The sequence below is a fragment of the Aestuariibaculum sediminum genome (assembly GCF_014596945.1).
Classification (GTDB): Bacteria; Bacteroidota; Bacteroidia; order Flavobacteriales; family Flavobacteriaceae; genus Aestuariibaculum; species Aestuariibaculum sediminum.
Genome location: NZ_JACVXB010000001.1, coordinates 859,954 through 883,676, shown reverse-complemented (window position 1 = coordinate 883,676; position 23,723 = coordinate 859,954). Strand labels below are relative to the sequence as shown.

19 protein-coding genes and 1 tRNA gene are annotated in these 23,723 nt (G+C 34.3%); 12 read left to right on the top strand and 8 right to left on the bottom strand.

Translation table 11 applies throughout. From position 1 onward, the window contains the following. Positions 1-3 precede the first annotated feature (3 nt). Positions 4-2,268, top strand: a complete 2,265-nt coding sequence (gene drmB / locus ICJ83_RS04055) for a DUF1998 domain-containing protein (protein WP_188229062.1) — start codon at positions 4-6, stop codon at positions 2,266-2,268. 32 nt (positions 2,269-2,300) lie between these two features. Further along, positions 2,301-2,603: a (deoxy)nucleoside triphosphate pyrophosphohydrolase gene (locus ICJ83_RS04050; RefSeq protein ID WP_188229061.1), complete on the top strand. Its 303-nt coding sequence runs from the start codon at positions 2,301-2,303 to the stop codon at positions 2,601-2,603. A gap of 54 nt (positions 2,604-2,657) precedes the next feature. Here ICJ83_RS04050 and ICJ83_RS04045 read toward each other — a convergent pair whose 3' ends face one another. The 4 genes from ICJ83_RS04045 to mce form a co-directional block, all read right to left on the bottom strand. Beyond that, positions 2,658-2,876 (bottom strand): hypothetical protein, encoded by a 219-nt coding sequence (locus ICJ83_RS04045; protein WP_188229060.1) that lies wholly within the window; start codon positions 2,874-2,876, stop codon positions 2,658-2,660. 45 nt (positions 2,877-2,921) lie between these two features. Continuing rightward, a complete protein-coding gene (locus tag ICJ83_RS04040) occupies positions 2,922-4,031 on the bottom strand; it encodes a Fic family protein (RefSeq protein ID WP_188229059.1) in 1,110 nt (369 codons plus the stop codon). 277 nt (positions 4,032-4,308) lie between these two features. Further along, a tRNA-Ile gene (locus ICJ83_RS04035) sits at positions 4,309-4,382 on the bottom strand. 47 nt (positions 4,383-4,429) lie between these two features. After that, complete coding sequence (gene mce, locus ICJ83_RS04030) at positions 4,430-4,840, bottom strand: methylmalonyl-CoA epimerase (protein ID WP_188229058.1); 411 nt, start codon at positions 4,838-4,840, stop codon at positions 4,430-4,432. 168 nt (positions 4,841-5,008) lie between these two features. On the opposite strand from mce, the gene rbfA reads away from it, so the two are divergent. From rbfA to ICJ83_RS04015, 3 genes are read left to right on the top strand one after another with little or no spacing between them, the layout of a single operon-like run. Next, a complete protein-coding gene (rbfA, locus tag ICJ83_RS04025) occupies positions 5,009-5,413 on the top strand; it encodes a 30S ribosome-binding factor RbfA (protein ID WP_188229057.1) in 405 nt (134 codons plus the stop codon). Continuing rightward, positions 5,414-6,619 (top strand): FtsX-like permease family protein, encoded by a 1,206-nt coding sequence (locus ICJ83_RS04020; protein ID WP_188229056.1) that lies wholly within the window; start codon positions 5,414-5,416, stop codon positions 6,617-6,619. Between the two features lie 23 nt (positions 6,620-6,642). After that, complete coding sequence (locus ICJ83_RS04015; protein ID WP_223154584.1) at positions 6,643-7,710, top strand: endonuclease/exonuclease/phosphatase family protein; 1,068 nt, start codon at positions 6,643-6,645, stop codon at positions 7,708-7,710. Between the two features lie 145 nt (positions 7,711-7,855). Here ICJ83_RS04015 and dusB read toward each other — a convergent pair whose 3' ends face one another. The 3 genes from dusB to ICJ83_RS04000 all read right to left on the bottom strand — a co-directional run bounded on the left by dusB (position 7,856) and on the right by ICJ83_RS04000 (position 11,695). Next, positions 7,856-8,851 carry a tRNA dihydrouridine synthase DusB gene (dusB, locus tag ICJ83_RS04010; protein ID WP_188229055.1) on the bottom strand — a complete coding sequence of 332 codons (996 nt, stop codon included), beginning with the start codon at positions 8,849-8,851 and terminating at the stop codon, positions 7,856-7,858. A 92-nt stretch (positions 8,852-8,943) separates the two neighbouring features. After that, complete coding sequence (locus ICJ83_RS04005; RefSeq protein WP_188229054.1) at positions 8,944-9,702, bottom strand: LytR/AlgR family response regulator transcription factor; 759 nt, start codon at positions 9,700-9,702, stop codon at positions 8,944-8,946. Between the two features lie 10 nt (positions 9,703-9,712). Beyond that, positions 9,713-11,695 carry a sensor histidine kinase gene (locus ICJ83_RS04000; RefSeq protein WP_188229053.1) on the bottom strand — a complete coding sequence of 661 codons (1,983 nt, stop codon included), beginning with the start codon at positions 11,693-11,695 and terminating at the stop codon, positions 9,713-9,715. Between the two features lie 151 nt (positions 11,696-11,846). Here ICJ83_RS04000 and ICJ83_RS03995 point away from each other — a divergent pair, with 151 nt between their 5' ends. The 3 genes from ICJ83_RS03995 to ICJ83_RS03985 all read left to right on the top strand — a co-directional run bounded on the left by ICJ83_RS03995 (position 11,847) and on the right by ICJ83_RS03985 (position 14,379). Beyond that, positions 11,847-12,590 (top strand): prolipoprotein diacylglyceryl transferase, encoded by a 744-nt coding sequence (locus ICJ83_RS03995; protein ID WP_188229052.1) that lies wholly within the window; start codon positions 11,847-11,849, stop codon positions 12,588-12,590. Continuing rightward, on the top strand, positions 12,580-13,974 hold the full coding sequence (locus ICJ83_RS03990; RefSeq protein WP_188229051.1) for a radical SAM protein: 1,395 nt from the start codon (positions 12,580-12,582) through the stop codon (positions 13,972-13,974). Before ICJ83_RS03995 ends, ICJ83_RS03990 begins: the two co-directional genes overlap by 11 nt. Positions 13,975-14,178: 204 nt before the next feature. Then, positions 14,179-14,379 carry a hypothetical protein gene (locus tag ICJ83_RS03985; protein ID WP_188229050.1) on the top strand — a complete coding sequence of 67 codons (201 nt, stop codon included), beginning with the start codon at positions 14,179-14,181 and terminating at the stop codon, positions 14,377-14,379. Positions 14,380-14,382: 3 nt separating this feature from the next. Here ICJ83_RS03985 and ICJ83_RS03980 read toward each other — a convergent pair whose 3' ends face one another. Beyond that, the gene (locus ICJ83_RS03980; protein ID WP_188229049.1) at positions 14,383-16,833 is read right to left on the bottom strand and encodes a TonB-dependent receptor plug domain-containing protein; all 2,451 of its coding nucleotides are present in this window, start codon (positions 16,831-16,833) and stop codon (positions 14,383-14,385) included. A gap of 202 nt (positions 16,834-17,035) precedes the next feature. Between ICJ83_RS03980 and lepA the strand changes: the two genes are divergently transcribed. From lepA to glgB, 4 genes are all read left to right on the top strand, one after another. Further along, complete coding sequence (gene lepA, locus ICJ83_RS03975) at positions 17,036-18,832, top strand: translation elongation factor 4 (RefSeq protein WP_188229048.1); 1,797 nt, start codon at positions 17,036-17,038, stop codon at positions 18,830-18,832. Between the two features lie 148 nt (positions 18,833-18,980). Further along, positions 18,981-20,402: a glycogen synthase gene (locus ICJ83_RS03970; protein ID WP_188229047.1), complete on the top strand. Its 1,422-nt coding sequence runs from the start codon at positions 18,981-18,983 to the stop codon at positions 20,400-20,402. Beyond that, positions 20,395-21,660, top strand: a complete 1,266-nt coding sequence (locus tag ICJ83_RS03965) for a glucose-1-phosphate adenylyltransferase (protein WP_188229046.1) — start codon at positions 20,395-20,397, stop codon at positions 21,658-21,660. The genes ICJ83_RS03970 and ICJ83_RS03965 overlap by 8 nt, the downstream gene beginning before the upstream one ends. Positions 21,661-21,663: 3 nt before the next feature. Next, entirely contained in the window at positions 21,664-23,580 is a 1,917-nt protein-coding gene (gene glgB / locus ICJ83_RS03960; RefSeq protein ID WP_188229045.1) for a 1,4-alpha-glucan branching protein GlgB, read from the top strand. The last annotated feature ends 143 nt before the right edge of the window (positions 23,581-23,723 follow it).

The following is a 23,723-nucleotide window of genomic DNA, read 5'->3' as shown; positions in this document are numbered from 1 at the left end:
AATATGATATTAAAACAAAATCAATATAATCAAGGAGTTGGAAAATATAAATTACTATCCTCTACATCTGGTGTTGGTTCAATAATCACTACTAAACTTGGTTCATATGTCTTAATTTCAGATATAAATAAATGGAAATTCATTAGATGGGCTAATTCAAAAATTGAAATTATTAGAACTAATAATTCAGATGATAAAAAAGTTTATGAATTAAGTAAATCAGAAGTTTTAAATAGAGGATTAGAATTTATAGATGATTTAAGGTTTATTAAGTTTGTTAAGTCTGAAAAAAATCTTGAAAATTTAGTTTGCTTAGTAGGTATCCCTCATATGTCATTAAATGAGTCATTTAATACGCCGAATTGGAGAAATCACCCTATTAGAACGGCTTTAAAGAATACAGGAGAACAATTTGAAGGAGTATCAAGTCACTATATGATTAATGGGAATCATTTTCCAAAATGGTTCAAAAATAGTAAAGGAGAATTAAAAAAGATTGGTGAATGGTTTTCAATATGGGAAAGGGAATGCCGGAGGTATCCGGAAACATTAAAGTTAGATTATTTTGCTCCGCCAAGGGACGCAAACCATTTTTTAAGAGTGATTAATTCTAAAAATGAGGATAGAAATACAATTAGGATTAGAGAGTATAAAACTTTAGAACAAACAAATCTTGTTTTAATTTGTCCAAATGGACATCTTTCGGATATACCTTGGCCAAATTATTTAAGGTGGAAAACGGAAAAACATCTTAGGCTAAGACCTGATGACGACAAAGGAGAAAACCTGTTATCAAGTGAAAGTGTTGGTCCTTGCTGTAGTAATCCAAAGCTTAAATGGACAGAAAGCAAAACAAAGTCTGAAGGATATGGTAGTATTTATTTAGAATGTTCTAGTTGCGGATTAGGCACAAATTCAGATAAAGATAAACCTAAAATTAATCTTGAAGGAATCAATAGTCTTGAACCATATTGTATAGGACAAAAAACCTGGGAAATAGATATTGATAACCCTTCAATTATACCTTATGAAAGTTGTTATGTTAGAAATGACAATAAAAATGGCAGAGAAAAAATGAAGATAGCTCTAGTGACCGCTAATAATGTATATTATGCAAATGGATTTTCCAGTTTATTTATCCCGATGCATTTGGCTGAAAATAAGCCAAAAGAAATAATTGAAGCATTAGATATTTTAGAAAAAAAATATGATAAATATTTAGCTAGAACTGGAATGTCTCGAGAAGAATATTGGAATCATAAATTTGATTTCGATGATTTTTTAATTGATAATGACTTTAATCTTAATGAGCATGAAGATTTTTTTAGGAAGAAACTTGAATTAGAATTTTTAAATATTTCGAATACAGATGAAATTCATGATAAACATGAAGAATATAGATGGCAAGAATACAGATGTTTTTCGACTCATTCATCTTTGCCGGATATTGAAATAAATAAAGGGTTACGATTTAAGGATATTAACCTACCTTCTGAGTTAACTGATTTTTTTAAGAAAATTCAAAAGGTGGAAGAATTAAAAGTAACTAACGTTCAGTTCGATTTTACAAGGGTTAAGCCAAAAGAAAGAATTGTTTTAAATGGAGAGGTGAAAGAATCTTCTTCTGGTCAAAATATATTTTCGATTGATTCTAAAGAATTATTTACGCTACCCGCAAATGAAGCTTTGGGAGAAGGGCTTTTCTTTGAATTCTCTAATGGGCAAATTGAAAAATGGATATCAAAAAATAGAACACACTTAGATCTTAGATTCGAAAACTATTTTAAAGAACTTCCTAATCCAAATAGTCAAGGTTTAAGTTCAAAAATGAAAATTTACAATAACAAATATAAACACTTTTTAATTCATTCATTCTCACATATGATAATGAGAGAACTAGAGTTTTCTTGTGGATACCCAACTGCCAGTTTAAAGGAGAGGCTTTATATATCTACAAACCATGAAAAGTTAATGTCTGGAGTGTTGATATATACAGCGGAAGGCTCCGAGGGAAGTATGGGGGGATTGGTTTCTCAAGGCGAACCTGAAAAAATATTAGATATAATAAGAAAAGGATTAGAAAGATCTCAAAATTGTTCTTCAGACCCTTTATGTTGGGAATCTGAAGGTCAAGGAGTTTTTGACCTAAATTTAGCAGCTTGTTTTTCTTGTTCATTAGTTGCCGAGACAGCTTGTGAAGAAATGAATTTAGGCTTAGACAGAAGGGTGCTTATTGATGAGGAATTTGGGTTTTTAAAGGATATTTAATTACAAAAAAGTATTGTAAGTAATCATTTAACATGGCTGGTAAATGGGAATTTCCAGGTGGTAATATTGAAAAAAATGAATCTGAAATTGAAGCTTTAAAAAGAGAGCTAAGGGAAGAACTAGGAATGTTTGTTAATGTCCAGGAAAAAATAGGCTCTAACATTCACAACTATGATGATTTCACAATTAATCTTATTGCTTACAGGTGTGAATTTAAGTCTGCCTCTTTTAAGCTAACAGATCATGATCAATACAATTGGGTGGAACCAAAAAATTTAAGTAAATATGATTTAGCAAAAGCCGATATACCAATAGTAAATCTTATTCCAGATTAAATTTACTTTCTAATAAGTTAAATAAGGTTTAATTTAACGTATTAGAGAATGATTCTAGTTATTTATCTTTAGTATACCAAATAAGTCAAGAACATAGCTCAAAGCATCAGCATCTGAAAAATCAAGGGCATGTTCCTTTTTTGACTTGCCTTTGTTTAATCCATAACGGCTGTTATATCGATTATTAAAATCTGCTTTAACTAGATCATACAATTTATCTTTTTCATCAAAATCTAAAGCTTTATATACTTCAAATACAGTTTTGGCATCCATTAATTTTATTTTAAGAAATAACGTTATTCAAGTATATATTAAAATTTAAATTTTCAACCAATATCTAGTACTTTTTAATGCACCTGTTTTGTGTAGCATACCTTTATCCAACATATCTTTTAAATCACGAGTCGCCGTTGATGCAGAAGTCTTTGCTATTCGTGTATAGTTTTCAGCACTTAAACCACCAATAAAACCTTGAGGTCCGGCATCAAAAAGACGTTTTACCACTTTTAACTGGCGTTCATTCATAGATGTTAAGAAACGATCAAAAAACTTCGCTTTTTCAATAATAAAATCGATTAATTTAAGTGTTTCCTCCTGGGCATCTAGTATTGTTTGTCCGAAATAAACTAGCCAATCTGTAATCTCGCAAGTTTTATTATTATCCGCTAAAGCATCATAATATTTATTTTTACTAGCCTCTATAGTTTTAGATAAAGAAACTAATGCAGCTTCACCGATACTTAAAGAAATGGATTTTTCGGCTAATGCTCGTGCAATTCTTCCGTTTCCATCTTCAAAAGGATGAATACTTACAAAATAAAGATGAGCTATGCCAGCTTTAGCAAGAGGCAAGATCTCATTTCCACTTTCATAATGGCTCGTATTAAACCAATTTACAAAGCCATCCATTTCCTGTTTCATTTCACTTGACGGTGGCGCTTCAAAATGCACAATATGTTTATCTAATCTCCCCGAAACAACTTGCATAGGATCTTCATGAGTACGATATCTACCTACATCTTTTAAGTCTCGCCTTCCATTCGTTAGCATTTTATGCCAATCATACATTTTTTGATGCGTAAGCGGCTCATCAAAGTTTCTATATAAATCTACCATCATTTCAGAAACGCCAAACTCGGCAGGTTTTATATTTCTTTTTTCTACACTTAGTCCGAGATTCTTTTTAATAGATGATTGAATACTATCTCTATCAAGGTACTCCCCTTCAATTTCCGATGTTTTTAAAGCTTCGTTTGATAAGACTTCAATTAAGAATTGTTCCTTTTCTTCAGTATTAACATGTTTAATAGCACCTAAAACTGTTCCAATATTTTTAGAGAATTGTAATTCTAAAGCCTTTAATTTAGCTTCGTCATAAGTTAAGTTAGGCCATTCCTCAGATTGCCAATTCCATATTTTTCGTATCATGAGCTATAAAAAAATAGTTTATAGCTCAAATATAACTAAATTTTGAGCTATATTTTTAATTTATTTAGCTCATATAGAAATTAGAAAGTGATGGATTAAATAAAAATTATAGGCAAATTATTGCTAATTTCACTTAATTTACTCATATTCAATAACATAAACAATTGATTTACAGCAACATAAAACACAACCAACCTGCGTTGCCCCCAATGTTGCCCCTTTGAAAAGAAAAAGCCTCGTAAACTCAATGTTTACAAGGCTTTACGATTTCAAATCGTGGTCCCACCTGGGCTCGAACCAGGGACTTTCTGATTATGAGTCAGATACTCTAACCAACTGAGTTATAGGACCGAAATCGGCTGCGAATTTAATACTATTTTTAAAACCCCACAAGAAAATTATCCTTTTAAATTTATTTCCTGACAAAGTTCTATTAAAACACCATTTGAACTTTTTGGATGAAGAAAAACAACTAACTTATTATCAGCACCTTTCTTTGGCGAATCGCCTAAAACAACGAATCCTTCTGCTTTTAATCTTTTTATTTCTTTTTCTATATCTTCCACATCAAACGCAATATGATGCACTCCTTCACCTCGACTTTTTATAAAATTCGCGATAGGACTTGCATCATTTATAGCCTCTAATAGTTCAATTTTATTAGCCCCAACTTTAAAAAATGAGGTTTTCACCCCTTCACTTTCCAAGGTTTCCGTTTTATAACTTGCGGTCCCCAGAAGTTTGGTAAACAATATATTCGATTCTTCCAAATTTTTTACTGCAATGCCAATATGCTCAACTTTGTTCATATGATAGGTCTTTAGCTTAAGATACAAATTTTGTAAATCAAAAGTAAGATTATCTTTAAATATCCTGTATTTTTGCATTGTAAACTACTAAATAGTATACGAATAATTCAAATTGGTTGAATATTTAAATTCGCCATTAAATAAGAGTCCGTTTAAACAGGTATAAGCATGAGTAACGCAGAGGAAAGTCAAAGACAAAAAAAAATAGGATCGGTTTTACAGCGCGATTTAGTTGAAGTATTACAAGGTGCTGCTACGCAAGGCGGTATGCAAGGTATTATCATATCGGTATCGAAAGTTAAAGTAACTGTCGATTTAAGTGTAGCCAAAGTATATTTAAGCATTTTTCCGAATGCTAAAGCCCAAGAATTACTTAAAGGAATTAAATCGAACACGCCTTTAATTCGTCATGAGTTGGCACAGCGTACCAAAAACCAATTACGCCGTATGCCAAATCTTGAATTTTTTATTGACGACTCTTTAGAATATATCGAAAAAATAGACCGTTCTTTAAAGGGTGAAGATAATCCTATTAAGGATCCTAGTATTTTAGATAAAAGAAAAAAATCGTAATTGAGTTTCCCGTTATATATAGCCAAACGTTACCTACATTCTAAAAGTAGCAACAACGCTATTAATATAATAACTATCATCGCTATAATAGGCGTTATTTTAGGTGCTGCTTCTTTATTTATAGTACTTTCCGGCTTTGCTGGCCTTAAAGATTTTACACTCCAGTTTTCAAGTGTTGTTGACCCCGATTTAAAGGCTGAAACCGCATTCGGAAAATCTATTGAATTATCCGATGAAAAAAAAGCACAACTTGATACCATTCAAGGTATTGCCACTTACTCTAAAATTGTAGAAGAACGGGTTATAATCTCTTCTAACAATAAAAATACGATTGCAACCATAAAGGGCGTAGATAAAAACTTTGAACACATAATTGCAGTTGATTCCATTTTAGATAACGGCAACTGGTTCAATCAAAAGACCCGTGAAATTGTTGTTGGTTGGGGGTTATCTTCTTCGCTTTCATTAGGGCTATTAGACTACACAAAACCATTAACCATTTACGTGCCCAAACCCGGAAAAGGTCAAATTACTTCAACAAAAAACGCATACAATTCGGTAAAAGTGAATAATGTTGGTGTTTTTTATATTAATGAAGATTTAAACGACAATTATATTTTTGCGCCCATAGATATGGTTCAACGGTTGCTTAGCTATGAACCTAACCAGATAACAGCATTAGAATTTAAGCTTAAAGAAAACGCCGATATTGAAGCCACAAAACAAACTATAAGCTCAATACTGGGTGATGCCTTTATTTTAAAAAATCGGGAACAATTAAATGACGCATTATATAAAATGCTCAATACCGAATATCTTGCGGTATACCTAATATTTACACTGGTGCTTATTATAGCGTTTTTCAATATTGTTGGCTCTTTAATTATGATGATGCTCGATAAAAAACACAGCCTCAATACCCTATATAATATCGGGGCCACCGTACGAGACATTCGACGCATTTTCTTTTACCAAGGAAGCCTAATGAGTATTATTGGTGGATTAATTGGATTAACAATTAGTGTTATTGTGGTTATACTTCAACAACGTTATGCCCTTTTAATGATTACCCCGTCGCTCCCATATCCGGTAGCAATAAAAATTGAAAACTTTTTTATTGCGTTTTTCACCATTTCGGTTTTAGGCGTTTTGGCATCAAAAATTGCCTCAGCCCGTATTACCGAATCTTTAATTAAAACTTACTAAACTAAAATAAACCCAACCAAACTATGCTATTCCCTAAATTAACATACCTTAAAAAGTATTTACTTTTGTTAGGTTGTATTGCCTTTTGCTTTATTAATATTCAATGCAAACAAGAGAAAATAATTAAATTAAAAGTGCTTCAATTTAATATCTGGCAGGAAGGGACAGTTGTTGAAAACGGATTTCAGGGTATTGTAGACGAAATAATAAGGACCGATGCCGATTTAATAGCGTTTAGCGAAGTACGAAACTATAATGGCGTAGATTTTAGTAAGCATATACTTGAAGCTTTAAAAGCCAAAGGACACATGTACTATGCGCAACCTAGTGAAGATACCGGATTACTGTCTCGATATCCTATAGTGGAACAAACCGCATTGTACCCTGTAACAAACGATCATGGCTCTATAACGAAAGCCATAATTAATATTCTTGGTGTTGAAGTCGCCTTTTACAGCGGACATTTAGATTACTTAAATTGTGCATTATACTTGCCACGAGGCTACGACGGCTCGACATGGAAAAAACTCGATAGCATTATTACAGATGTTGATGTTATACAGAAAAACAACCTTGAATCGATGCGTGATGACGCTATAGATGCTTTTATTGCTGACGCAGAAATAGAAAAACAACAGGGCCGTTTAATAATTTATGGTGGCGACAACAACGAACCATCACATTTAGACTGGATTGAAGCTAATAAAAACTTGTATGATCATAATGGCGTTGTTATAAACTGGAGAAACACTAAAACACTGGAAAACAAAGGATTTAAAGATGCCTACCGTGAAATTTATCCGAATCCTTTAACACACCCAGGATTTACCTATCCTGCCAATAACCCACTAGTTCCATTAAGCAAACTCGCCTGGAGTCCTGAAGCCGACGACAGAGACCGCATTGATTTTATCTTTTACTATCCTGATGAACGATTACAACTAAAAGATTCTAAAATACTTGGTCCTATAGGAGATATCTCAAGAAACGAACGCGTATTAGAGCTCACTGAAGACGCAATTATTGAACCTTTAAACATTTGGCCTACAGACCATAAGGCTGTTATTGCTGAATTTGCTTTGAAGTTTTAAGAGCTGCAAAAGCGATAGAAGTGACAGCTTTTGTAAAATTAGTCAGTTCAAGTGAATTTTACGATTGCATTCAGTAAAATTTATATCGAGAAAAGAATGTTACAAAACGACAACGTATAGCGCGGTGGCTTGCCATTTGCCCTAATTAACTTGAAAACTGATAATCGCCGAATTTCTCTAAAACTTCATCGAAGGCTGCAAATACATCTTTTGGATCGTCGCTGGTTACCATTTTAGTTCGGTATTCTTTAAAGTGCGGAATACCTTTAAAGTAATTCGTGTAATGACGACGCGTTTCAAAAACACCAAGGGTTTCACCTTTCCAGTCGATAGACATTTGTAAATGACGACGCGCAGCTTCCACACGCTCTTCTATGGTTATTGGATCCAGATGTTCTCCTGTTTTAAAGAAGTGTTTTACCTGCTTAAAAAACCACGGGTTACCAATACTGGCTCGACCAATCATGGCACCATCAAGACCGTAACTGTCTCGCATTTCTACTGCCTTTTCTGGGGTATCAACATCGCCGTTACCAAATACAGGAATATGCATTCTCGGGTTGTTTTTTACCTGAGCAATAGGCTTCCAATCGGCATTACCTTTGTACATTTGAGCTCTGGTACGTCCATGAATAGCGATGGCTTTACACCCCACATCCTGCAAGCGTTCGGCAACTTCAACAATGCGAATAGAGTCGTGGTCCCAACCCAAACGCGTTTTTACTGTTATAGGAATATTGGTACGTTTTACCATTTCGGCCGTAAGTTGCTCCATCAAACAAACGTCTTTTAAAATACCTGCACCAGCGCCTTTACTTACAACTTTTTTAACTGGACAACCAAAGTTAATATCGATAATATCGGGCTTAAATTCCGATACGATATCAATAGTTTGCAACATACTGTCCAGATTGGCTCCAAAAATTTGAATACCTACAGGGCGTTCCTTTTCGTAGATATCCAGTTTCATAACACTTTTAGCAGCATTACGAATTAAGCCTTCACTCGACACGAATTCGGTATACACCACATCGGCTCCTTGTTCTTTACAAAGGGCACGAAATGGTGGGTCGCTCACATCTTCCATTGGTGCTAAAAGCAATGGAAATTCTCCTAATTCTATATTATCAATCTTAACCACAGTATGTTACCTTATTTTTTGAAGCTGCAAAGATACATAATTATATCATATTTCTAGGTGTACTTAATTAACGGGTATTAATAAACAAAAAATTACAAATTCATCCACGACTTAATACCTTCTACATAACTTCTACCGGTTGTTATAGTGATTTTACTCGAGGTATTAAGGGTTAATATATATCTGTTATTAAAATATTTTTGAACTTCTTTTACATGATCGGTATTAATAATAACACCTCGATGTACTCTTAAAAACGCCTTTGGCAGGGTTTGTTCTAACTTTAACAACGATTGTTCACTTAAATGATTCTCATGTTTTGTATGTATAATTACATATTTATCTTTTGCTTCGAAATACAAGACTTCATCTAATTTTATAAAAACAATTTTATCTCCCTTTTTTACAGTTATAGATGTTTTTTTAGTTTCCTGTTTTAATTCGGATAATATTTTAAGGCTTTGCAACAGATCTTCGTTTGAAGTTCTGTCAAACAATTTAAGTTTATCTATAGTAACTTCTAACCGTTCCTTACGCACTGGCTTTACCAGATAGTCGGCACTGTTGGTTTCAAAGGCTTGTAAAGCATATTGATCGTAGGCTGTACAGAAAATAACCATTGGAACGACCTCTAACGATTGCAGTAATTGAAATCCTGTTAGGCCGGGCATTTCAATATCTAAAAATATAAGATCGGGGTTTAAATCATTAATTAGTTGTCTCGCTTCTGTGCCATTTTCTGCTAAACCAATAACTTCAAATGTATTTGGAAACATTGCCAACAAACGTTGCAAACGATTTCGGGCCGACTGCTCATCGTCTATAATAATGGTTTTATATTTTGAACTCATTGTGGCTATATTAATCTTCAATTACTATTTCTATTTTCTTTTCGGGTTGATTTACCCAATTTAACTTCGCACGCGATTTATAACTTAAACGCAACAAATCGAATACCGATTGCAATCCGTGACCACTTACCAACCCTTCGGGAAATTCTGGGCCATTATCGTATACAGAAATAAGTAACCCCTTTTTTGTTTTTTCTATTATCAATTTGATAATTCCTTTGGTTTCTAATTTCGAAATACCATGTTTTACGGCATTCTCTACTAAGGGTTGTAATAAAAACATAGGTAATGGTTGGGTCTCCAAACCTTTATCTACTTCAATGGAAAATTCAAGTCGCTCACCAAAACGAATTTGTTCAATTTCTAAATACGTTTGCACCAGTTCCACCTCATCTTTTACGGTACTCATTTGCTTTCCTTGTCGGTTTATGGAATAACGAAATAAATCGGATAAAGACAATGCCATTTTCTCGGTTTTAACGGCATCGGTATGTGATAACTCGGCAATAGAGTTTAATGCATTATATAAAAAATGTGGGTTAATTTGCGATTGTAACGATTTAAGCTCGGCTTGGGTATTTAATGCTTTTAGCTCACTTAATTCTAAATCCTTTTGTTTTATAATAGTATCAGAATAACTCTTTAAATATATTAAAACACCTCTTGCAATAGCCACTACTAAAGCTATAGCAAATAAAGGGTTAATTATAGACATCGCATTGAGACCTACAGTCGCAAAATATTTTGAAACGATATAATAATAAATGGAGAACGGAATAAGAACAGCGATAAGCAGTGATGCTATTTTTAAAAAAAGCACCGCATAAAAAGCCATGCCTTGCTTTAAAAACAGCTTTTCTAAACCCCATACAAAACATGACACCACCAGACTTGGAGTAAAAACAAATACTAACACCTTAAGCACTTCACCCCAACCTGAATATGAAATTAAGTTAGGGTTAGCTAAATGATCGTACAAACGATTTAACCCTAAAATACTTGAAAGTATAATTAGTGCAGGCACCAAATAATTAAGATAACTGCTTTTAAAATAAGAACTAAGAAAGAAATCTTTCGAAAGGATAACGACACACAAAACCAATAAGGCAATTATAACTCCTGAGAATACTTTTAATTCACTAGAACTTAAATAATGCATAGCATAACGCCAGTTATAATGTTTATATAAATACGCTTGAAATTGTTCATCAAAATCCGGAGCATACAATTTTTTAAGCAAAAACTCATCCTGATAAGTAAAAGTGTAGGCGATAGGAACATACGTTGCACTATTAAAAACGGCACTCGGGACAATTGACTTTACAGCATTGGAATTTTCTTTTATATCGCATAAACTGCGGAGCATTTCATATTTAACAAGCTTCTCTTTTTTTATAAACGGCACAGAGTCATTTAATGAAAAATATATGTAATTAACATCAAAATAGTTATAAGATACACTTTTATTTGTTCTGAAAATATAATTACCTAAACCTAAATCTGTTCTAATTCCTCTATGTAATAAAGTTTTTGGAAGTGTTGTATCGTAACCATTAAAATGCATTTTTATAGTCGCCGTGATTAAATCAAGAATCTTAAAGTCTCCTTTGTATTTATAGCCTTCTTCAAGATTATGATAAACACCTGATTTTCTCACTTGCTGAGAAGACATTCCTATATAATTGTTGAAATAATCAATGGTTTTGTGAGGCAGTAACTCCCTTAGTTCTTTTATAGTATTATTAACCGCTAAACTATCTTCTTTAGAAGCATCATATAATTCAAATAAAATAGGAGTTTTGTATCTATTAATAAATCTCCCATTACCATCATTTGTCGTAAGACGGTCTTTAACATATTCCCAGTTTTGGTCTGGTTCCTTTTTTAAATATCTGTTAGGCAAATGCTTATCTCTATTAAAATCTTTAATTGCAGGATAAATAAAAATCCCTAGAAGCAATAAAATAAGTACGGTTGGTTTGATGTGTTTCATGGTTGTTCTGTTTTATTAATATCACAAAGCAACACGATACCCTTAGAGTAAAAAACCATTTTCCGACGAACGACACAAATCCAGAATAGACAGCATTTTATATTTAAAACATTTATGTATTTTAACTTTTTCATTTTAAAACAGAAACCTCTTGCACATTCCCTTTGAACCTGAACTCTTTGGAATAACTATAAATATACATTTAGTATTAGAATATCTGGCTTTTTTTGTAGCCTACCGATATTATGTCTATGTAAGAAAACAAAACCACGATCATATCAATTCTTTAAACCGGTTATCAATTATTCTAGGAGCTGCATTAGGGGCTTTAATCGGGTCGCGATTGGTTGGGTTTTTAGAAAATCCATTGATAAAATTTTCAGCGATAAACCTAATTAACATCTTAAATACCAAAACCATTATGGGCGGTCTGTTTGGTGGTTTATTAGGTGTAGAATTAGCCAAAAAAATAATTGGTGAAAAACAATCGTCTGGCGACTTATTTGTTTTTCCTATTATTATGGGCATTTTTATTGGGCGCATAGGTTGCTTTCTTTCTGGAACCAATGAGTTTACTTATGGCTGCGAAACCACTTCTATTTTCGGAATGAATTTAGGTGATGGCGTTTTACGGCATCCAACCTCATTATACGAACTGGTATTTTTAATCGTTTTATTTTTTAGTTTGAACTACGTTAAAAATAACATCAAATTAGAACAAGGCGACCTGTTTAAAATCTTTATGCTCGCTTATTTTGGATTTAGGTTTTGCATTGAGTTTATTAAACCTAACATCTTTTTTGTTTACGGATTAAGTAGTATTCAGCTTTTATGCATAATTTGTTGGTTGTATTATAGTCCTTTCATCTTTCAAAAAATAAAACATGCCCACTAGAAAATATACTTATTACGATTTTACCTTAAGCCTTTGTCCGGAATGCCTGCAGCGTGTCGATGCCAAAATTGTGTTTGAAAACGACAAGGTTTACATGTTAAAACGTTGTAACGATCACGGAAACAGTAAAGTGTTAATTGCCGACGATATCGAATATTACAAAAACATTCGCAATTACAACAAACCCAGCGAAACGCCTTATACGTTTAACACCAAAACCCATTACGGCTGCCCTTACGATTGCGGACTTTGCCCAGACCACGAGCAACACAGCTGTTTAACGGTTATTGAGGTTACCGATCGCTGTAATTTAACCTGCCCAACGTGTTACGCAGGCTCCTCGCCTACTTACGGCAGGCACCGTACTTTAGAGGAAATTAAAACCATGCTCGATACCATTGTTAAAAATGAAGGCGAACCCGATGTGGTTCAAATTTCTGGTGGCGAACCAACTATTCATCCACAATTCTGGGAGATTTTAGACTATGCCAAATCCTTACCCATTAGGCATTTAATGCTGAATACTAATGGCATTAAAATTGCAAAGGATTTCGCTTTTGCAGAAAAATTAAAAACCTATACACCAGATTTTGAAATCTATTTACAATTCGATTCGTTTGAAGATAGCGTATTGCAGGAGCTTCGTGGTGCCAACTTATGGGAAATAAGAAAGCAAGCCCTTGAAAATTTAAATAGATTAAACCTATCGACAACCTTGGTTGTTACGCTTCAAAAAGGTTTAAATGATAATGAAATAGGTAAAATTATAAACTATGCCATAAAGCAAAAATGCGTTCGAGGTGTCACATTTCAACCCACGCAAATTGCAGGTCGATTAGAACATTTTAATCCGGAAACCGATAGAATGACGCTAACTGAGGTTAGACGAAAAATATTGGAGCAAACCTCTATTTTTAATCCCGACGATTTACTGCCGGTGCCGTGTAATCCCGATGCTTTGGTAATGGGTTATGCCTTAAAATTAGATGGTGAAGTATTTCCGTTAACGCGATATATTAACCCGAATGACTTGCTCGATAACAGTAAAAACACCATTATTTACGAGCAGGATGAGCAGCTGCATGGTAAGATGATTGAGCTGTTTAGCACAGGAAATTCGGTAGAAGTTGCCGAAGAAAATCTGAAATCGATTATGTGTTGCTTACCTAATATTGATGCACCTAATTTGGGTTACGATAATTTATTCAGAATCATAATTATGCAATTTATTGATGCTTATAATTTTGATGTTCGTGCCATTAAAAAATCATGTGTTCATATTGTAAATAAGGATAACAAAATTATACCTTTTGAAACTATGAATCTGTTTTACAGAGATGATAAAAAACAACGTTTGGAAGAGCTTAGAAATAAAACAATATAAACTATGGGAAATGAATCTGCTTTACTATTGATCATTTTTATAGGATTATTTTTGTTTTTCGGATTACCAATCGTACTCTTAATAGTTGGTCTTATAAAAAGGAAAACAAACCCAAAATTATCAAAAAAGTTATTAATTGCCGCCGTAGTTTACCTGATTATAAGTTTAGGTTTTTGTGGCAGTTTAACATTATTTTAATGTACCATGCATTTATTATTAGAATTACAAGGTTTAAACGGCATAATTGTTATTATGCTTGCAATCATGCTAGGCCCAGCCATTTTGTTAGCTTTTATTGGGTTTATGGTTAGAAAAAACAATAAAAAAGCAGCCAATATTTTATTTATCCTGGCTGTGTTATATGTATTAGTTAGTTTTGGTATTTGCGGTAGTTTACTAACATAACCGTTACTTTTCAATGGCATATTCTGTATACTTCACAATGGGTATTCCTGTAGCAGTTATCCCTTCTAAAGTTACCTTAACATTTGTTTCCAGTTTGCTGTTTTTATAATTTAATTTAACCATTCCAAGGTCACCAGGATGCACGTAAGGATTCCAGTACATGGTGTTTTTTATAGTATCGTTATTATACATATCGAATTGTGCATCTTCCCCTCTTTCGGGCGAATAAAATTCGCGAGCAGCATAAAACCCTTCTACCTCCTTTTTTATCGAATGATATTCTTTTACTGCATTATTGGTAACGGTTCCTATTTTGGTATAAATTAAAATCACACCATTTGCACCATCTGGTCCAAACATAACGGTACTTGCCCCCTTAAACACCTCAATTCTATCCACATCAGCAGGATTAAGATAAGATATATTTTCATCAGGAAAAGTAGCAAAATCATCTATCCTTATATGTGCAGGGCCATTAAATCGAGGAAAACTTACCACATCATTAGTTACCGTTACACCTGGCACCAAAAATTGAATAAGCTGATAAATATCAGAATACATAGGTGTATTATCATCTATTTTATAAGAATAATCCGGTGTGCCATATAAACTTGGTCGTTGTTCTTCTTTTTTAGCAATAATCTCGACTTCATCGAGCATGTTCTCGGGAGAAATACCATAAGCTATATATTTATTGTACACATGTTTTTTTATAGCTTCAAACCTCAAGGTATCAGCATCTTGGTCAGTTACTGGCCTAAAGGTTACCTCCAGTGGCTTAACCTCCAAATCATCTAATAACAATTCACCTCTTCCCTTTCCTTTTTGGTTAACTGCATTTACCAGCATCGTTGTTTTACCGGTATATTGAACCTCTTTAAAATTAAATCGCCCATTAGCATCAGAAATTTCACTAAATAACTGCATGCCCTCTTTTTTGTTTAAAAGTGCCAAGGTTATATTATTATTTTCTTTGGGTTTATTTCCTAAAAGCTGTTTTATAGTACCAGAAACAGGAAAGCCTTTTTCTATTTTAAATTCAGGGTTTTTATCTATTTCAGGAATGCTTTTCCATAAAAAATCACGCCAACCCTGCGTTAAAAGAAGCAGATCTAAAAACAACAATCGTTTTTTATTATTTACATCAAAATAAAATCCAGGATTATGTACTTTACCTCTAATATCCGATTCCATTAAATAATAAGAACAAATGGTTGTTCCAAACTTTGCATCATCCGTTACACTACTTTCGTCAACACTACTCACCGAAAAGCTTGCAGAAACAGGATCTCCAGCTTTATTTTTAGCAACTACAGTTAAGGCAACTTGCTCTTCAGGCTTGTAACTTTTTTTATCGGTTGTTAAACGAATATTTAAATCGGATTCTGAAGTTTTATCGATATAAACTAAGCGCTCGCTTTGCGGAATTCCCTGTGCATCGTATACAGTAACCTGACAGATACCTTCTGGGATTTTTTCTTTCGGTAATTCAAAAAAAATCTGCTTTTCATTAAAAGCTAATTCGCCCTGAAAATAAGTAACACCTCTTACTCTGGCTACAACAGCAATAGGTTTGCCATTGTTATTTTTAAAGGTTTTATCATTTGTTTTTACAGAAACCACATCCTTACCTTTTACCTTAAGCATACTTAATAATAAACCCGTTTCGCTAATTTCTGGCAACAAAAACTCTTGTTTTTCACCTGACTTAAAAGTTAGTTCGGCCTTATATTTCATACCAGGCAGGGGCAAAAATTGAAAACGCCCCATGCCATCGTGTATACTGGAAAACATAGTAATTAAATCGCCTTCACTGTCAAAAATTTGCCCCTTTACCTCGACTGGATTGCCATTTTGATCGGAAGTTTTAAAAGCTACAAGGCTGGTTATGTTTTCTACAAGGTTTCCTCCTTCCGGAAAGAATTGACAATTATATTTAGGTTTTTCCAGAACAGCTGTTTGAGTTGTTTCCTTTTTCCGCCTGCGCTCTTTGTCTTCCGTTTTCTGAATGCCATCGTTAAATACGTCTATAATTTCTATAGTTTTTTCAAACACAAAATCGTGACCAAAATTCCGATCCCAATTCGTGTAAGCTCTTAACTGATATACACCACCGGTGGTAACACCTAAAGAATCCGACAACTTAAAATCACCATGTCCCAAACCACTTTCCAACCTCGTTTTATTGCGGGCTATAATTTTGGAACTGGGAGAAATTAATTCCACATAAAGCACTTTACTTTGATCGATAAGCAGGTTATTATAAGCCAAAACAGAATACGCTTTGTACCACAGGGTTTCACCAATAGTATAACTAGACCTATCGGTGTGCACATACACTTTTTCAATACTGGGAAGCTTATTTTCGGTTTGAGAATACATTACAGTTGTTGAAATAATCGCCAAAACAACTAAAAACAAACCTTTTAAAGTTTTTATAAAATGATTTTGCATTTACCTAACTTAATAATCCTTTGCTTGGACAATAAATGTAGGTAAAAGTTTAAACTAAAGTATCAAATAAACATTTTCCTTATCATAATTATTGTCAAAAGTTAATTTATGAATAGACAATGATAACAAGTCTAATAAATATTGAGATATACTACTTGAAAACATCTATATTTGCAAATTATATCTAGGTTTAGATTCGTTTATGAAGAATATTAGAAACTTTTGCATTATTGCGCATATCGATCACGGGAAAAGTACACTTGCAGATCGCCTATTAGATTATACTGGTTCGGTGACCGAAAGAGAAAAACAAAACCAGCTATTAGATAATATGGATTTGGAGCGCGAGCGTGGAATTACTATTAAATCGCACGCCATTCAAATGGATTACATCTATGAGGGTGAACACTATATTTTAAATCTTATTGACACCCCAGGCCATGTCGATTTCTCGTACGAAGTATCGCGATCTATTGCAGCCTGTGAAGGTGCTCTTCTTATTGTAGATGCCGCACAAAGTATTCAGGCGCAAACTATTTCTAATTTATATTTAGCTCTAGAAAACGACCTGGAAATTATTCCTGTATTAAATAAAGTAGACCTGCCTAGTGCCAACCCTGAAGAAGTGACCGATGATATTGTGGATTTATTAGGATGCGCCCCTGAAGAAGTTATTCACGCCAGTGGAAAAACAGGCTTTGGTGTAGACAACATATTAAAAGCCATTATTGAACGTATTCCTGCTCCTAAAGGTGATCCAGAAGCGCCTTTACAAGCATTAATTTTCGATTCAGTTTACAACACTTTTAGAGGAATTGAGACCTATTTTAGAGTATTTAATGGTGAAATTAAAAAAGGACAGCACATTAAATTCGTAGCTACGGGTAAAGATTATTATGCCGACGAAGTTGGTACTTTAAAATTGACTCAGGTCGCTAAAAAAGATATTAAAACTGGCGATGTAGGCTACCTTATTACAGGTATTAAAACAGCCAAAGAAGTAAAAGTTGGTGATACCATTACCGATTTCGAAAAACCTACGCAAAATATCGTTGAAGGTTTCGAAGATGTAAAACCTATGGTTTTTGCCGGAATATACCCTGTTGACACAGAAGACTATGAAGACCTTCGTGCCTCGATGGAAAAACTTCAATTAAATGATGCCTCTTTGGTTTTCCAACCAGAAAGTTCGGCAGCATTAGGTTTTGGTTTCCGTTGTGGATTTTTAGGTATGCTTCACATGGAAATTATTCAGGAGCGTTTAGAACGTGAATTCGATATGACGGTTATTACTACCGTACCCAACGTATCTTACCACGCCTACACCAATAAAAACACTGAAGAAACCATTATTGTAAACAATCCTTCTGATTTACCAGATCCTTCTACCTTAAACCGTGTTGAAGAACCTTATATTAAGGCAACCATTATTACCAAGTCAGACTTTATTGGTAACGTCATGTCTCTATGTATTGAAAAACGTGGTATAGTTACCAATCAAACATATTTAACACCAGAACGTGTTGAATTATCATTTGAAATGCCTTTAGCTGAAATTGTTTTTGATTTCTACGATCGTCTAAAAACCGTTTCTAAAGGTTACGCTTCTTTCGATTACCATCCTATAGGAATGAAGCCTTCAAAACTGGTACGTTTAGATATTCTTTTAAATGCACAACCTGTTGATGCACTTTCAGCTTTAATACACGCCGATAATGCACAAACTATAGGTAGAAAAATGTGTGAAAAATTAAAAGAACTTATCCCGCGTCAGCAATTTGACATTCCCGTACAAGCTGCCATTGGAGCTAAAATAGTTTCAAGAGAAACCATAAAAGCGTTACGTAAAGATGTAACCGCTAAATGTTATGGTGGCGATATTTCTCGTAAGCGTAAATTACTCGAAAAACAGAAAAAAGGTAAAAAACGCATGAGGCAAGTAGGTAATGTAGAAATACCGCAACAAGCATTTATGGCGGTATTAAAGCTTAACGACTAACATTTTTACAATCATCTTTCGTTTTTCTAGGAAATTATTATTGATATTTTCGTATTATTTCGATAATGTAATTTTTTCTTTAAAAATGAACCTATGTTAAAATAGTGGATAATATTTTTGTAAGTTTATCAAAAACCAAAAGTATTTAATGACTATTTTACATGTTAGCGCAGAGTGCTATCCCGTTGCAAAAGTTGGGGGTTTGGCCGATGTTGTAGGAGCCTTACCTAAATATCAAAACAGTAATGGTAACAGAGCGCAGGTTATCATGCCTTTTTATGATAATAAATTTACCCAAAACAACACCTTCCATTCAGTTTACGATGGTGAACTAAATTTAGGAGACACCTCCTACAATTTTCAAATAATGGTACTTCAGGAAAAACCATTAGATTTCGATGTGTTTTTTGTTAATGTGCCTGATTTGTTATTTAAAGATTATGTGTACTCTTTTGATGACACCGAACGATTCTTAGCCTTTCAAATAGCAAGTTTAGATTGGTTATTAACCTGGGATGCTTACCCCGATATTATTCATTGTCACGACCACCATACTGGGCTAGTGCCTTTTATGCTTCAGGAAAGTTACAAATATGAAGCTTTTAGAGATATTCCAAACTTATTAACCATACACAATGCGCAGTATCAAGGTTGGTTTTCACATGATAAAGTAGGCTTAATTCCGCCATTCAATTTTGATCATGTTGGTTTATTGGATTGGGGCGGACAAATTAACCCTTTGGCTGCTGCTATTAAATGTGCATGGCGTGTTACTACCGTTTCACCAAGCTATATGGAAGAACTGAAGCACGCTGCAAATGGTTTAGAAAGTTTGTTAAGTGCTGAAAGCGAAAAATGTGTTGGTATCTTAAATGGAATCGACACCAATGTATGGAATCCTAATACAGATAACTATATAATAAAAAATTATACACAAAAAAGTGTAACTCAAGGAGCCAACGCTAATAAAAAGCATTTATGTGAAACGTTTAATCTTGATTACAAGAAACCGTTATTTGCATTTATTGGAAGACTGGTAGGCGAAAAAGGATCAGACTTATTTCCCGAAGTTTTTAAAAATGCTTTGGAAACCAATTCTTGCTCTATGTTACTTCTTGGGTCTGGAAACCCTGAAGTTGAAGCGCAATTAGAAGCCTTAAAAAGTGAATTTAAAGGAATTTACAATGCTTTTATTGGTTACGACGAAAAATTATCGCATATTATATACGCGGGAGCAGACTTTTTACTTATGCCTTCTCGGGTTGAGCCTTGCGGCCTAAACCAAATGTATGCCCTACGATACGGGACTATTCCAATAGTGCGAAGTATTGGCGGTTTAAAAGACACCGTTATAGATATTAGTGAAGAAAACGGTTTCGGAATTTGTCATGAAAACACTACCGTTACAGAAATAAATGAAGCCATAAACAGAGGAATTACCCTATTTAAAGACCAACCAACCTATAAAGGCATTAGAAAAAAAATAATGGATATCGACCATTCTTGGGACGCTTCTGCCGTAGAGTACATTAATTTATATAACACATTAAAACTTACCAGAAATGATTAACAACAAGGTTTTAGCCATCATATTAGGTGGCGGTCAAGGATCTAGATTACACCCCTTAACAGAGAAGCGATCTAAACCGGCAGTCCCTATTGCAGGAAAATATAGGTTGGTAGATATACCTATTTCAAACTGTATTAATGCCGATATTAAGCGCATGTTTGTATTAACTCAGTTTAACTCAGCTTCACTAAACCGACATATTAAAAATACGTACCATTTTAGTTTTTTTAGCAGTGCTTTTGTTGATGTTCTTGCTGCCGAGCAAACTCCAGAAAACAAAGGTTGGTTTCAAGGTACTGCCGATGCCGTAAGACAAAGTATGCACCATGTTTTAAGACATGAATGTGAATACATTTTAATTTTGTCTGGCGACCAACTTTATCAAATGGACTACGATAAAATGATTGAAGCACACGAAAAAAGTGGAGCCGAAATATCAATTGCTACCATCCCTGTGAACGCTAAAGACGCCCCTGGCTTTGGTATTCTAAAATCGAACGATGAAAGCATTATAACATCTTTTATCGAAAAACCAGATTCAAGTTTATTACCAGAATGGACGTCGGAAGTAAGCGACGAGATGAAAAAAGAAGGTCGCCACTATTTGGCTTCAATGGGTATTTACATCTTTAACAAAGATTTGTTAATCGAGTTAATGAATGACGAATCTACAATCGATTTCGGTAAAGAAATCATTCCACAATCTATCGATAAACACAAAACACTAAGTTATCAATATGAAGGCTACTGGACCGATATTGGAACTATAGAATCCTTCTTTGAAGCCAACATTAAATTAACCGACGATATTCCAAAATTCGATTTATACGACGAACGCAGACGTATTTACACGCATGCCCGAATGTTGCCAACAACCAAATTAGCAGGAACATCTCTGGACAAAGCCGTAATAGCCGAAGGCTGTATAATTTCAGCCGCTAAAATTGAAGAATCTGTTATTGGAATTCGTTCAAGAATAGGAAAAGAATCCACAGTAATTAAAACCTACATGATGGGATGCGATTCCTATGAAACACTTGAAGAAATTGAAAATAAAAACATAAAAATATTAATGGGTATTGGCGAGCGTTGTTTCATTAAAAACGCGATTCTAGACAAAAATTGCCGCATTGGAGACGATGTAAGAATAAATGGAGGCAAACATCTCGAAGACACCGAAAATGACATGTATGCTATACGAGATGGCATTGTAGTAGTAAAAAATGGTGCAACCATACCTAACGGATTTGTAATATAACATATGGCTCAAACAAAAGTTTATAGTCTATTCACAGACTTCGATATCAATTTATTTAAAGCTGGTAAACACTATAGGCTTTACGAAAAATTTGGCTCTCATATAGTAACAGTAGATGGCATTGAAGGCACCTACTTTGCCGTTTGGGCACCAAGCGCAAAACGTGTTTCGGTAATTGGCGATTTTAACTTCTGGACCGAAGGTGAACACGAATTAAACGTGCGCTGGGATAGCAGTGGTATTTGGGAAGGTTTTATTCCCTTTGTTGGAAAAGGAAACATTTACAAATACAAAATAGAAAGCCATAACAATGGCATAAAAACCGAAAAAGCCGACCCCTACGCCAGACGCTGTGAGCATCCACCCAAAACAGCTTCTGTTGTTTGGGAAGATAAATACAAATGGAAAGATAACGACTGGATGAAAACCCGCAAAAAGCACAATGCTTTGAATGCACCCTATTCAGTATATGAAGTTCATTTAGGCTCTTGGAAACGCAACTTAGAAGAAGACCGCTCATTATCGTATTTTGAATTGGCAGACGACTTGGTAAACTACGTGAAGGATATGAATTTTACTCACGTCGAATTAATGCCTGTTATGGAATTTCCTTATGACCCGTCTTGGGGTTATCAAATTACAGGGTATTTTGCGCCAACTTCGCGTTATGGTTATCCAGAAGAATTTAAATATCTGGTAGATAAACTTCATCAAAATGGAATTGGTATTATTTTAGACTGGGTACCGTCTCATTTCCCTGAAGATGCCCACGGTCTTGGCTTTTTTGATGGTTCGAATCTTTATGAACATCCCGATAAACGCAAAGGCTATCATCAAGACTGGAAAAGTTTAATTTTTAATTACGGCCGCAATGAAGTCAAATCGTTTTTAATAAGTAATGCCATTTTTTGGTTAGACCAATATCATGCCGATGGCCTACGCGTTGATGCGGTAGCTTCTATGCTCTTTTTAGATTACTCTCGAGAAGACGGCGAATGGGAACCGAACATTTATGGCGGAAGAGAAAATCTGGAAGCTATAGAATTCATGAAAGAATTAAATAAAGAAATTTATGCTTCGTATCCGGATGTACAAACCATCGCCGAAGAGTCTACGGCCTTCCCAGGCGTATCTAAACCTGTTTTTACAGGAGGTTTAGGATTTGGTATGAAATGGATGATGGGTTGGATGCACGATACCTTAGAATACTTTGGTAAAGATCCCGTATATCGCAAATATCATCAAAACGACATCACGTTTAGTTTGGCTTACGCCTTTTCTGAAAACTTTATGTTACCATTGTCTCACGACGAAGTCGTTTACGGCAAAAATTCCATTTTAGGACGTATGCCTGGCGACGAATGGCAGCGTTTTGCGAACCTTCGCTTGCTTTATGGGTATATGTTTACACATCCAGGCACAAAACTGCTATTTATGGGAGGTGAATTTGGACAGTATAATGAATGGGATTTTCAAGCGAGTTTAAATTGGAATTTATTAGAATTCGAACCGCATAAAAACCTTCAAAACTATTACAAAGCATTAAATAAATTATATACCACAACACCAGCTCTATTTGAAAAAGCGTTTTCAGGTGAAGGTTTTGAATGGATAAATTACGGCGATCATGAAAACTCAGTAATCTCATATATTCGTAAAGGCGACAACCCAAATGAAAATGTTATTGTTGTATGTAATTTAACACCAACCATTCACGAAAACTACAAAATAGGCCTACCAGAGGTTAGCGGGAAAATCAAGGAAATATTTAATAGCGACTCTAAGGATTTTGGAGGAAGTGGTGTAACCAATTCAAAAGCCATAACTATAAAGAAAAAACCATGGAATGGGAAGCCCCATTCGGCAGCTATTACATTACCGCCTTTGGCTATTACAGTTTTCAGCTATAATCACGGTTAACGTTTTCGTTATACAATAAGCAATTAAACAACCCATATGTTGATATTAAATTAATATATGGGTTATATTTTTACAGATTATATCATATTAAACTTTATTTGTTTTACTAATTTTAATAACTATTTATCCTAAAGTTATTTTTA